This is a genomic window from Brevundimonas sp. CEF1 (assembly GCF_051353055.1).
Taxonomy (GTDB): Bacteria; Pseudomonadota; Alphaproteobacteria; order Caulobacterales; family Caulobacteraceae; genus Brevundimonas.
Genome location: NZ_CP195593.1, coordinates 3,481,586 through 3,493,486, shown reverse-complemented (window position 1 = coordinate 3,493,486; position 11,901 = coordinate 3,481,586). Strand labels below are relative to the sequence as shown.

Here is an 11,901-nt window from a genome sequence, read left to right as displayed (position 1 = left end):
GTGAGGCTTAGTCGCGACGGCGACGGCCGCGGTCGCCGCCGCGATCACCGCCTTCGCGCTTCGGACGGCCGCCGGTGTCTTCCGACAGCGGGGCTTCACCGCGTTCAGCGCGCTCGGCGTTGATCTTGTCGGTGATGTCTTCGCCGGTTTCCTGATCGACGACCTTCATCGACAGCTTGGTCTTGCCGCGATCGTCGAAGCCCAGGAACTTGACCTTGACCTCCTGGCCTTCCGACAGGACGTCGGCCGGGTTGGCGACGCGTTCCAGAGCGATCTGGGACACGTGGACCAGGCCGTCCTTGGCGCCGAAGAAGTTCACGAAGGCGCCGAAGTCGACGACCTTCACGACCTTGCCGGAGTAGATCATGCCCAGCTCGGGTTCCGAGGCGATGGACTGGATCCAGGCCTTGGCGGCGTCGATCTTCTCCTGGTCGTTGGCGGCGACCTTGATGGTGCCGTCATCGCCGATGTCGATCTTGGCGCCCGTCTTCTCGACGATCTCGCGGATCACCTTGCCGCCCGAACCGATCACTTCACGGATCTTGTCGACCGGGATCTTGATGGTTTCGATCTTGGGAGCGTGCTCGCCCAGTTCGGCGCGCGGGGCGTCCATGGCCTTCGACATTTCGTCGAGGATGTGCAGACGACCGGCCGAGGCCTGGGTCAGGGCCTGCTCCATGATCTCCTTGGTGATGCCGGCGACCTTGATGTCCATCTGAAGGCTGGTGATGCCTTCCGACGTGCCGGCGACCTTGAAGTCCATGTCGCCCAGGTGATCTTCGTCACCCAGGATGTCCGACAGGATGGCGAACTCGCCCGACGGCTCCAGGATCAGACCCATGGCGATGCCCGAGACCGGACGGACCAGCGGCACGCCGGCGTCCATCAGGGCCAGCGACGAACCGCAGACCGTGGCCATCGAGGACGAGCCGTTGGACTCGGTGATCTCGGAGACCAGACGGATGGTGTAGGGGAAGTCTTCTTTGGTCGGCAGCATCGGACGGATCGCGCGCCAGGCCAGCTTGCCGTGACCGATTTCGCGACGGCCGGGCGAACCCATGCGGCCGGCTTCACCCACCGAGTAGGGGGGGAAGTTGTAGTGCAGCAGGAAGGACTCTTTGTACGTGCCCGACAGGCTGTCGATGTACTGCTCGTCCTCGCCGGTGCCGAGGGTGGCGACGACCAGGGCCTGGGTTTCGCCGCGCGTGAACAGCGACGAACCGTGGGTGCGCGGCAGGACGCCGACTTCCGAGACGATGGCGCGGACCTTGTCGAGGGCACGGCCGTCGACGCGGTGGGCGTTCTCGATGATGTCGCGACGCAGGACGTCGGCTTCGCATTCCTTGAAGGCGGCCGAGAACTTGGAGCTGTCGACGCCCTCGGGGTTCTCGTCGGTCTTCACCAGGGCGGCGGCGGCGGTCTTCTTGGCCGCGTCAACGCCCGAACGGCGCTCATACTTGCCCGGATGGGCGTAGGCGGCCTTGATGTCGTTACCGACCAGCGACTTGATCGAGGCGACGACGTCGGAGTGGTCTTCGGCCTGGAAGTCGAACGGCTCCTTGGCGGCGTGCTCGGCCAGGTCGATGATGGCGTCGATGACCGGCTGCATGCCCGCGTGCGCGAACATCAGGGCCTCGAGCATCTTCTCTTCCGACAGCTCCTTGGCTTCGGATTCGACCATCATCAGGGCGTCTTGCGTGCCGGCGACGACCAGGTCCAGCGCCGAGTCAGCCATAGCGTCGATGGCGGGGTTCAGAACCAGCTCGCCGTCGATCAGGCCGACGCGGGCGGCGCCGATGGGGCCCATGAAGGGCACGCCCGAGATGGTCAGGGCGGCCGAGGCGGCGACCATGCCCAGGACGTCCGGGTCGTTTTCCATGTCGTGCTGCAGCACGGTGATGACGACCTGGGTCTCGTTCTTGAAGCCCTTGACGAACAGGGGGCGGATCGGACGGTCGATCAGGCGCGAGACCAGGGTCTCTTTCTCCGACGGACGGCCTTCACGCTTGAAGTAGCCGCCCGGGATCTTGCCGGCGGCGAAGGTCTTTTCCTGGTAGTTGACGGTCAGCGGGAAGAAGTCCAGGCCCGGCTTGGGCGCGCGGCCGTAGACGACGGTGGCCAGGACCACGGTCTCGCCGTAGGTCGCCAGAACGGCGCCGTCAGCCTGACGGGCGATGCGGCCGGTTTCCAGCGTCAGCGGGCGGCCGGCCCACTCGATCGTCTTGCGTTTGATATCGAACATTTTTCTTCTTTCGTCTCCCGCGGGCGTATTCCCGGCGGGGGTGTGTGGAGCCTCGGGCTGTTCAGTCCCTCGGTCCCCGAAAACCCGGTCGCGCCATCGCGTCCGGGCGGATGGAGCAAGGACCGTCCTGGCCCTCGCGTCTGCGCCGTTAAAGACCTGCGGCGCGCAGGAAGCTCTCGGTATTCACACTCCCGAAGCGAACGACAATCCGCCTCACAGGGAAGTGCTCTAGGTGCGGAACGAGGCGCGGACGTGTCCGCCCGCGCCTCGAGAAATCTATCCGCTGCCGGTCGGCCGCCTTAGCGACGCAGGCCCAGCTTGGTGATCAGAGCGGTGTAACGCTCGCGATCGACCTTGGTCAGGTGGTCAAGCAGACGACGACGCTGCGAGACCATCTTCAGAAGGCCGCGACGCGAGTGATTGTCTTTCTTGTGGGTCTTGAAGTGCTCGGTCAGGTTGGCGATGCGTTCCGAAAGGATCGCGACCTGGACCTCGGCCGAGCCGGTGTCTGCAGCCGAACGAGCGTTGTCAGCGATGACTTCGCCCTTGCGTTGAGCCGTAATCGACATCGAGAGTCTCCATGTTGGAGCCCTGTCGCGCCGCCCGAAGACGAGCGCTAGGGGAGATTGAAAACACGGTCGGGTTCTAGCCGTCCGGCCCGCATGGTGCAGAGCGCGACCAGGGTCTCTCCCACGAAGGCCGACACCGTGCGCGAGCCGGCGGAAAGCTGGCTCTTCAAGGTTTCAACCTGACGGGGGAGCAGAACGATCGGCCGTCCCTGCCTCAGCGAGAAGGCGTCCTGTTCCGTGACGGCCAGATCCGGGATGTCGTCCAGAGCGGTCGAAACGGGCAGCAAGCCTTCCAAGGCGGCGCCCTTATGCGCCAGATCGACGAGAAAATCCAGAGTGACGGCGTTCTCGGTCGAGAACGGCCCCACCTGCTCGCGCCGCAGGGCCGAAACATGCCCTTCCGCGCCCAGCATGGCCGCCAGATCCCGCGCCAGCGAGCGGACATAGACGCCCTTGCCCGTCCTCATGGTGATCTCGACGTGATCGGCGTCCGGGGCGTCGGTCACCGCCGCCTCATGGATCACGACCTTGCGGGCTTCCAGCTCGAACTCGGCGCCGTCTCGCGCCAGGTCATAGGCGCGCTCGCCGTTGACGCGGATGGCCGAAAACTGCGGCGGAACCTGATCGATCTCGCCGACGAAGCTGGGCAGGGCCGCCTTGACCGCCTCGACCGAGGGGCGAACGTCCGAGCGGCCGATGATCTCGCCCTCGCGGTCGATGCTGTCCGTCGAAATGCCCCAGTGGATGGTGAAGCGATAGACCTTCTCGGCCTCCATCATGAAGGGCACGGTCTTGGTCGCCTCGCCCAGAGCGATGGGCAGAATGCCCGAGGCCAGGGGGTCCAGGGTGCCGGCGTGACCCGCCTTCTGGGCGTCGAACAGGCGACGGATCTTGGTCACCGCCTCTGTCGACCCCATCTCGAACGGCTTGTCCAGGCAGACCCAGCCGTTGACGATCTCGCCCTTCTTGCGGCGCGCCATCGGTCAGTCTTCGTCCTGCACGTCCGGGCGCGCCAGATCGGCGCGCACGCGCGGGTCGTCGAACAGCCGATCCATGTGGCTGGCCGCGTCGAAGCTCTCGTCGTGACGGAACTTGAGGTCCGGGGTGAACTTCATGTCGATGTGACGGCCCAGCTGACCGCGCAGGAATTTGGCGTGGGTGTTCAGCGCCTTGATGATCTGGCTCTCGTGGCCCGCCGTCACGGCCGCCTCGACGCCGGCGCCCAGGGGCTCGACGAAGCAGGTGGCGTGCTTCAGGTCCGGCGACAGCCGCACCTCGGTCACGGTGATCGACACGCCCAGCAGGGCCTCGTCATGGATCGCCTGTTCGCGCAGCACGTCGACCAGGGCGTGCCGGATCAGTTCGCCGGCGCGCAGTTGGCGCTGCGACGGCCCCTGGGGACCGGTGGCGTTGCGGGTGTGTTGCTTGCGGCTCATGGCGCGCCTCCTTCGTCGCTCGCCGGGGATCGGACGCCGGCTGAAAAAGCGAAGGGCGCGGTCTAGTCGCGCTCGGGCTTCAAGTCCAGCTTGGCCGCTGCAAGCCTCTCTGCTCGGGCCGCCGTCCGCATCACCTCGCCGGAGGTCACGGCGCGAAAGGGCCGCACGTCCAGACCCGCCGCCGACAGCAGGTCCGCCGTCCAATGATTGCACAGGTGGCCGATCCAGAAGGTCTCGCGGCTGGCGAAGAACCGCGCGTCGTCGCCGGGTCGGGCGGCCGTCAACACCGGGCGGCCCGCCGCATCGATCGCCAGCGAGGCCTGCACCCGCGCCCGCAAGGCCGCCATGCCGGCGGATGACAGCCTCAGGACATGACGGTCCTCGGCCCGGAAGCGCCGCGCCGGGTCGCCCGCTTCGGGATCCAGCATGACGACCGAGGCGTTGCCCGGCCTGAAGAAGGCCCGCGCGCCGTCGGGCAGCCGCCCCGAGATCGGGCTCTGATCGACATAGAAGACCGCATCGCCCCAGCCGACCAGCACCCAGTCGCCGGGCGCCAGGCTCGCCGTCGCCTCGGTCAGGGGCCCGCCCCCGGCCATCAAGGCCGCGCGCGGCACGGCCAGGTCGGTGTGGAAGCCGTTGTCGAGCAGATAGACCGTCACCCCCGCCTCATCCGACGGGGTGGGATAGAGGGCGGCGTCGCCGGGCCGGGTCAGGGTCCACAGGGCCGCGACCGCGCCGATCAGACCCGCCAGCAGGAACCGGCCCGGCGGCCTCATGGCCCTCAGTTCGGACCGTAGGCCACAGGGGCGTCTCGCGCCGGGCTATTGCCCTGCTGCGTCGCCCATTCGCCGCGGTAGTCATAGTTCAGCTCGACACAGTGGCGATACTGACCGTCGCTCCAGCGCCCGACCGCCTGCATGGTCATGGGGCGTCCGGCCTTGACCCGACCGATCACCAGCCAGCTCTCTTCCGCCCCCGGACACAGGGCGCGCGACAGGCCACGCCCGTCGCCTTCCTGCACGATGGAATAGACGCCGCTCTGGCTGGCGCCCGCCGGCAGGGCGCGGCGCACGGCGTCGGGACCGCCGCGCATGAAGCTGGCCGACCCGCGCGAGGTGCTGGAAAACAGATTGCGCACGGCCACCGCGCCGAACAGGCCGCGCTCGACCTCCAGGGTCACCCCGCGCGTCAGGGCCTGGGTCGTCCGGTCACGGGCGTCAAAGGCCAGAAAGCGGGTGTCGGCGGCGGCGGACCCGGCCAGGGCCGATGCGGCGACCAGGATCACAGGCAAGATGTGGCGACGCATGGCGGCCCCTCGATGAACGCCCCCCGGCGACCCGAGAACCCTAGACGGGCCGGCCGCCGTCGTGAAGCCTCGCCCGGACAAAGACAAAGGGCGCGGTCCCTTTCGAGACCGCGCCCTGACGCCCTGAACGAACTCAGACGTCCTAGTCGAGGGTGCGCTTGACCGATTCCACGGTGAAGCACTCGATGTAGTCGCCTTCCTTGATGTCCTGGAAGCCCTGGAACTGCATGCCGCATTCCTGACCCGAGGGCACTTCGTTGACCTCGTCCTTGAAACGCTTGAGCGTGTTGAGCACGCCCAGTTCCAGCACCACCACGTCGTCGCGGATGATGCGGACGCGCGCGCCCTTGCGGACCACGCCTTCCGACACCCGGCAACCGGCGATCTTTCCGATCTTGGTGATGTCGAAGACCTGCAGCACCTTGGCGTTGCCGAGGAAGGTTTCGCGCTGAAGCGGCGCCAGCATGCCCGAAAGCACGCCCTTCATGTCGTCCAGCAGGTCGTAGATGATCGAGTAGTAACGGATCTCGACGCCTTCGCGCTCGGCCAGATCGCGCGCCTGCTTGGAGGCACGGACGTTGAAGCCGAGGATCGGCGCCCCGGCCGACTTGGCCAGGTTGACGTCGCTCTCGGTGATGCCGCCGGCGCCCGAGTAGACGGTGCGGGCGCGGACTTCGTCGTTGCCCATCTTCTCCAGCGAGCCGACGATGGCTTCGGCCGAACCCTGCACGTCCGCCTTGATGACGACCGGCAATTCGTTGACCTTCTTGGACTGCAGCTTCGACATCATGTCGACCAGCGAGACCGAACCGCCCGAGACCTGATTCTTCTCGCGGCGCGCACGCTCGCGATACTCGGTCAGTTCACGGGCGCGAGCCTCGCTCTCCACCACGGCGAAGACATCGCCCGGCGACGGCGCTTCCGACAGGCCGAGGATCTCGACCGGAACGGAGGGACCGGCTTCGGTCAGCTGAGCATTGCGTTCGTCCAGCAGGGCGCGCGCCTTGCCCCAGGCGGAGCCGGCCACGACGATGTCGCCGCGCTTCAGCGTGCCGCGCTTGACCAGGACGGTGGCGACCGGGCCGCGACCCTTGTCCAGCTTGGCCTCGATGACCACGCCTTCGGCCGAACGGTCCGGGTTGGCCCGCAGGTCCATGACCTCGGCCTGCAGCAGGATGGCGTTGATCAGGCCGTCGAGGTTGATGCGGTTCTTGGCCGACACCTCGATGATCTGAGTGTCGCCGCCCAGGCTTTCCGCGATGACTTCGTGCTGCAGCAGCTCGTTGACGATCTTCTGCGAGTTGGCGTCCGGCTTGTCGATCTTGTTGACCGCCACGATCAGGGGCGCGTCGGCCGCCTTGGCGTGACGGATGGCCTCGATCGTCTGCGGCATGACGCCGTCATCGGCGGCCACGACCAGGACCACGATGTCGGTGACGGTGGCGCCGCGCGCCCGCATCGCCGAGAAGGCGGCGTGGCCCGGAGTGTCGAGGAAGGTGACGCGTTGGCCGTCTTCCAGACGCACCTGATAGGCGCCGATGTGCTGGGTGATGCCGCCGGCTTCGCCCGCGGCCACATCCGTGGTGCGCAGGGCGTCCAGCAGCGAGGTCTTGCCGTGGTCGACGTGACCCATGATGGCCACGACCGGCGGACGCGGCGTGGTGGCGTCCTCGTCGTCGGCCTCGGCGATGAAGCCGGTTTCGACGTCGGATTCCGACACGCGCTTGACCGTCATGCCGAACTCTTCGGCCACCAGTTCGGCGGTGTCGGAGTCGATCACGTCGTTGATCTTCATCATCATGCCCTGACGCATCAGGAACTTGATGATGTCGACGCCGCGAACGGCCATCCGGTTGGACAGCTCCTGCACGGTGATGACGTCGGGGATGACCACTTCACGCGCCGTGCGCGGCTCGTCGGTGGACCCGCCCTTGCGCTTTTCCTTCTCGCGTTCGCGGGCGCGGCGGACCGAGGCCAGCGAGCGCATGCGCTCGGCGGTGTCGCCGTCGCCGGCGACCGACTGGATGGTCAGGCGGCCTTCGCGGCGCTTGGGTTCGCCACGCGTGCGGCTGACCGCCTTGCCGGCGTCCGAGAAGCGCTTGTCGCGGTCGTCCTCGGGACGGACCGGACGGCCGAAGCCGGCGCCGGGCGCGCGGCTGGGACGGGCCACGTCCGGCGTGGCCGGCGGGGCGTTCGGGGCCGGACGGCCGCCGGGGCCGGTGCGGGCCGCGCCCGGACGGGCGGCGCCGGGCGCCGGTTTCGGGTTCAGGGCCGAATAGCGGACGGTCTGGCTGGCGGCCGGACGGGCGCCCTGCGGACGATCACCCTGTTGGGGGCGGCCGCCTTGCGGACGCTCCGAACCCTGCGGGCGGTCGGACTGCGGACGATCGCCGTCGCCCATGGCCTGTTCGCGGGCCGAACGGCCGCCGAAGGCGGGACGCTCGATCGGCGCACGGCCGGTCGGGATCTTAGGCGCGCGCTGGCCGAAGTTGACCACGGGACGGGCCGGCGGGGCCGGACGCGGGGCCGGAGCGGCCGGCGCCGGGGTCGGCGCGGGCGTCGGCGCCGGAACGATCGGCTTCGGCAGCTCGACCTTGGGCAGTTCAACCTTGGGTGCGGCGGGCTTGGCCGGGGCGGCCGGCGGCGCGGCGGCCGTCAGCTTGGCGGCTTCGGCGCGGGCGGCGTCGGCCGCGGCCTTGGCGGCGGCGGCTTCGGCGCGGGCGGCTTCGGCGGCCTTTTCGGCGGCGGCGGCCTGATCGCGCTGAGCGGCTTCGCGGGCGACCTTCTCGGCGTCGGCGGCGCGGGCGCGCTCAGCCTGAGCCTGGGTGGCCAGGGCGATGGCGCGGCGACGCGCCTCCTGTTCCTCGACCGACAGGGCGCCGCCGGCCGGACCGCTGCGCGGCGCATTGCTGCGCGGCGCGTTGGAGCCGCCCTGATCGGCGCGCGGACGCGAGACGTCGAAGCCCTGCGGACGCTGATGTCCGGGGACGGCGCCGGCGCGACGCTTCGTCTCGACGACCACGGTCTTGGACCGCCCATGGCTGAAGCTCTGCTTCACGGTGCCGGTCGAGACCGATCCCGCCGCGCGCGGCTTCAGGCTCAGCGGAGCGCGCGGCCCCGTTTGAGAAGGCGCGTTGGCAGGGGTCTTACCGTCTTCGGTCTTGTCGTTTTCGTCGCTCATCCGGTCGCTTTACTCGGGGCGGAGAATTCCGCCATCGTCTCGTCAAACACCCATAGCCGGGCGTGGTCCCGCTCCCTGGTCAGGAAACAGGTCCTCGCCCGCCAAAAGCCTCAGGCTCTCGTTCCGGGGTCTCGCCCCGGTCGTCCTCGGCGCCGTCGCCGGGGCCGTTCCGGCGCCAGCTCTCTGGACGCAGAGGCCGAAATCCCGCCAGTCGCTCGACCTCAAGGGTCCAACGATCGGCTCGCCCGCCTTGCAGCAGGACGGCGTGTATCGCATTTTCCAGCCCAAGGGCCAAACTCAAATCGTCCGCCGTGAAGGCGCCGCAGATTTTGGGCGCCGGGGACGGGTGTTTCGCCAGGGCCAGAAGCTTGCCTCGACCGTCGGCGGACCCATCCGCCGCCTCGATGACCCAGGCCGCACGACCGCCGCGAATGGCGGCGGCGCTCTTTTCGAAGCCAGAGATAAGCACGCCTTCGCGCCGGGCAAGGCCCAGCTGGTCGAGACAGCGCCGAACCAGCAGTTTCTCGACCAGATCGGCCAGGTCCGCCGCCGGCTTCAGCGGCGCCTTGGCCGAGCGGGCGAACAGGTTCTTCTTCACCGCCGCCTCGATCGAGGCGCGGTCAGCGGCGACCCAGAGGCCGCGGCCGGGCAGCTTGCGCGCCAGGTCGGGAGCGACCGAGCCGTCCGGCGCCGGCACGAAGCGGATCAGGCGAGATTCATCGAGAACCTGGCGGGTCACCAGGTCCTGACGGTCTCTATCGATCAGCGCCTCGTTCGGGGTCATGGACGGCTGCGGCTCCCATCAGTCTTGCGACGGCTCGAGGTCTTCGGCGAAGACCTCCGCATCGACATCAACGGCTTGCGCCTCGTATTCGGCGCCCTCTTCACCGGCTTCGGCGAAGATTTCTTCCTCATACTCGGGCTCTTCGACCTGCGGCAGTTCCGAGGCGTCGATCCAGCCGGCGGCCACGCGGGCCTGCAGGATCAGCAGCTCGGCGTCCTGCTGCGACAGGTTGAAGCTTTCCAGAACGCCCGGAACCTTCACGCGCTCGCCGTTGCGGACTTCGTAGCCGCCGCGGATTTCGTCGGTGGCCAGGTCCGCCAGGTCCTCGACCGTCTTCACGCCGCCTTCGCCCAGGGCGACGGCGATGGCGCCGGAGACGCCCGGCACGTCCAGCACCGCATCCTCGACGCCCAGGGCGACGCGTTTGGCGTCCAGCTCGGCGGCCTTGCGGTCCAGGTATTCGCGGGCGCGGGTCTGCAGTTCCTCGGCGGTGTCCTCGTCGAAGCCCTCGATCTCGGCGACTTCATAGGATTCCACGAAGGCCAGGTCTTCGATGGTGGCGAAGCCTTCGGTGACCAGCAGCTGGGCGATGGTCTCGTCGACGTCCAGGGCTTCCTGGAACAGGGCGGTCCGCTCGGCGAACTCCTTCTGACGACGCTCCGAATCCTGCGACTCGGTGATGATGTCGATCTGCCAGCCGGTCAGCTGCGAGGCCAGGCGCACATTCTGGCCGCGACGGCCGATGGCCAGCGACAGCTGCTCGTCCGGCACCACGACTTCGACGCGGTCGGCCTCTTCGTCCATGACCACCTTGGCCACTTCGGCCGGGGCCAGGGCGTTGACGATGAAGGTGGGCTCGTCGTCGTTCCACTGGATGATGTCGATCTTCTCGCCCTGCAGTTCGGCGACGACCGCCTGAACGCGCGAGCCGCGCATGCCGACGCAGGCGCCGACGGGGTCGATCGAGCTGTCGTTCGACAGGACGGCCATCTTGGCGCGCGAACCGGCGTCGCGGGCGGCGGCGCGGATCTCGATCACGCCGTCGTAGACTTCCGGCACTTCCTGGGCGAACAGCTTGGCCATAAAGCCCGGGTGGGCGCGCGACAACATGACCTGCGGGCCCTTGGCCTCCGGGCGCACGTCGTAGATGTAGGTGCGGACGCGGTCGCCGACGTTGAACACTTCGCGCGGGATCGACTGATCGCGGCGCATGATGCCTTCGCCACGGCCCAGGTCGACGATGGTGTTGCCGTATTCGACGCGCTTGACCGTGCCGTTGACGATCTCGCCGACGCGATCCTTGAACTCTTCGTACTGGTTGGCGCGCTCGGCCTCGCGGACCTTTCCGGTCACGACCTGGCGGGCCATCTGGGTCTGGACGCGGCCGAACTCGAACGGCGGCAGGACCTCGACGTATTCCTTGCCGACCTCGGCTTCCGGGTCGCGCTTGGAGGCGTCGTTCAGGCGCACCATGGCGCTGTCGTTGAACTCTTCCAGCTCGTCTTCCGGCTGCCAGTCGTCCGGCACGATGGTGACGTGGCGGGTCAGCGACAGTTCGCCGGTCTTGTGGTCGATCTTGGCGCGGATGTCGTGATGAGCGCCGTAACGCGACTTGGCGCCCTTCTGGATCGCCTCCTCGATCGCCTCGATGACGATTTCCTTGTCGATGTTCTTCTCACGCGCGACAGCGTCGGCGATCGAGAGCAGTTCGAGACGGTTGGCGGAAATACCGGTGACGGCCATCAGGCTTTGTCCTTGGTCGAGGTCGGGGTGGTTTGTTCGTCTTCTTCAGCCGCGCCTTCCGGCAGGCCGTCGTCTTCGGGTTCGCCGCGCGCCGCGCGCAGGGCCGCGCCCCGCTTCAGCAGCTCGTCGGTCAGCACCAGCTTGGCGTCCGCGACCCATTCAAACGGGATCAGGGCCGTATCGTCTTCGCCGTCCAGATCAATGGCGACATTGTCGCCCTCGACGCCGGCCAGCACGCCCTTGAAACGCTTGCGCCCCTCGACCATGCGGTCGGTTTCCAGGCGGGCCTCGAAGCCTTCGAACAGTTGGAAGTCCAGCAGGCGGGTCAGAGGCCGGTCGATGCCGGGCGACGACACTTCCAGCAGATATTCGCCGCTGATCGGGTCGGCGGCGTCGAAGACTTCCGACACGGCGCGCGACAGGCGGGCGCATTCCTCGACCGAGATGTCGTTGTCGACGACGCGCTCGGCCATGATCTGCAGGCGACGGCGCAGGGTGCCGCCCATCAGGCGCACGCGCACGACGGCCAGCCCCAGGCTCTCGGCCACGGGGTCGATCATCTCCAGCAGGGCGCGGTCTTCAGCGGTCTTGGCGCGCAAGGGTCAGGTCCAAATACAAAAGCGGCGGTCCGTCCGGGCCG

At 68.1% G+C, this 11,901-nt stretch carries 10 protein-coding genes; all 10 read right to left on the bottom strand.

Going from position 1 to position 11,901, the window contains the following annotated elements; all coding sequences use genetic code 11:
- Window positions 1-7: 7 nt before the first annotated feature.
- Window positions 8-2,242, bottom strand: a complete 2,235-nt coding sequence (gene pnp / locus ACR9FL_RS17480; RefSeq protein ID WP_436356551.1) for a polyribonucleotide nucleotidyltransferase — start codon at window positions 2,240-2,242, stop codon at window positions 8-10.
- A gap of 299 nt (window positions 2,243-2,541) precedes the next feature.
- On the bottom strand, window positions 2,542-2,811 hold the full coding sequence (rpsO, locus tag ACR9FL_RS17475) for a 30S ribosomal protein S15 (protein WP_296177957.1): 270 nt from the start codon (window positions 2,809-2,811) through the stop codon (window positions 2,542-2,544).
- A 47-nt stretch (window positions 2,812-2,858) separates the two neighbouring features.
- The gene (truB, locus tag ACR9FL_RS17470; protein WP_436356550.1) at window positions 2,859-3,791 is read right to left on the bottom strand and encodes a tRNA pseudouridine(55) synthase TruB; all 933 of its coding nucleotides are present in this window, start codon (window positions 3,789-3,791) and stop codon (window positions 2,859-2,861) included.
- Window positions 3,792-3,794: 3 nt separating this feature from the next.
- The gene (gene rbfA, locus ACR9FL_RS17465) at window positions 3,795-4,247 is read right to left on the bottom strand and encodes a 30S ribosome-binding factor RbfA (RefSeq protein ID WP_296177960.1); all 453 of its coding nucleotides are present in this window, start codon (window positions 4,245-4,247) and stop codon (window positions 3,795-3,797) included.
- Between the two features lie 62 nt (window positions 4,248-4,309).
- Window positions 4,310-5,023 carry a DUF2459 domain-containing protein gene (locus ACR9FL_RS17460; protein WP_436356549.1) on the bottom strand — a complete coding sequence of 238 codons (714 nt, stop codon included), beginning with the start codon at window positions 5,021-5,023 and terminating at the stop codon, window positions 4,310-4,312.
- Window positions 5,024-5,028: 5 nt separating this feature from the next.
- Window positions 5,029-5,553, bottom strand: a complete 525-nt coding sequence (locus tag ACR9FL_RS17455; RefSeq protein WP_296177962.1) for a hypothetical protein — start codon at window positions 5,551-5,553, stop codon at window positions 5,029-5,031.
- Window positions 5,554-5,695: 142 nt separating this feature from the next.
- Complete coding sequence (gene infB / locus ACR9FL_RS17450; RefSeq protein ID WP_436356548.1) at window positions 5,696-8,734, bottom strand: translation initiation factor IF-2; 3,039 nt, start codon at window positions 8,732-8,734, stop codon at window positions 5,696-5,698.
- A gap of 79 nt (window positions 8,735-8,813) precedes the next feature.
- Window positions 8,814-9,518, bottom strand: a complete 705-nt coding sequence (locus tag ACR9FL_RS17445; protein WP_436356547.1) for an RNA-binding protein — start codon at window positions 9,516-9,518, stop codon at window positions 8,814-8,816.
- A gap of 18 nt (window positions 9,519-9,536) precedes the next feature.
- On the bottom strand, window positions 9,537-11,261 hold the full coding sequence (nusA, locus tag ACR9FL_RS17440) for a transcription termination factor NusA (protein WP_297933238.1): 1,725 nt from the start codon (window positions 11,259-11,261) through the stop codon (window positions 9,537-9,539).
- Window positions 11,261-11,860, bottom strand: coding sequence for a ribosome maturation factor RimP (rimP, locus tag ACR9FL_RS17435; RefSeq protein ID WP_296175362.1), 600 nt, complete (start codon window positions 11,858-11,860; stop codon window positions 11,261-11,263). The genes nusA and rimP overlap by 1 nt, the downstream gene beginning before the upstream one ends.
- Window positions 11,861-11,901 lie beyond the last annotated feature (41 nt).

What these genes read in the sequence shown, in the direction of transcription:
- rbfA (WP_296177960.1), bottom strand. Translation starts at nt 4,247, where the DNA reads ATGAGCCGCAAGCAACACACCCGCAACGCCACCGGTCCCCAGGGGCCG.
- nusA (WP_297933238.1), bottom strand. Translation starts at nt 11,261, where the DNA reads ATGGCCGTCACCGGTATTTCCGCCAACCGTCTCGAACTGCTCTCGATC.
- ACR9FL_RS17455 (WP_296177962.1), bottom strand. Translation starts at nt 5,553, where the DNA reads ATGCGTCGCCACATCTTGCCTGTGATCCTGGTCGCCGCATCGGCCCTG.
- ACR9FL_RS17460 (WP_436356549.1), bottom strand. Translation starts at nt 5,023, where the DNA reads ATGAGGCCGCCGGGCCGGTTCCTGCTGGCGGGTCTGATCGGCGCGGTC.
- infB (WP_436356548.1), bottom strand. Translation starts at nt 8,734, where the DNA reads ATGAGCGACGAAAACGACAAGACCGAAGACGGTAAGACCCCTGCCAAC.
- rpsO (WP_296177957.1), bottom strand. Translation starts at nt 2,811, where the DNA reads ATGTCGATTACGGCTCAACGCAAGGGCGAAGTCATCGCTGACAACGCT.
- ACR9FL_RS17445 (WP_436356547.1), bottom strand. Translation starts at nt 9,518, where the DNA reads ATGACCCCGAACGAGGCGCTGATCGATAGAGACCGTCAGGACCTGGTG.
- truB (WP_436356550.1), bottom strand. Translation starts at nt 3,791, where the DNA reads ATGGCGCGCCGCAAGAAGGGCGAGATCGTCAACGGCTGGGTCTGCCTG.
- pnp (WP_436356551.1), bottom strand. Translation starts at nt 2,242, where the DNA reads ATGTTCGATATCAAACGCAAGACGATCGAGTGGGCCGGCCGCCCGCTG.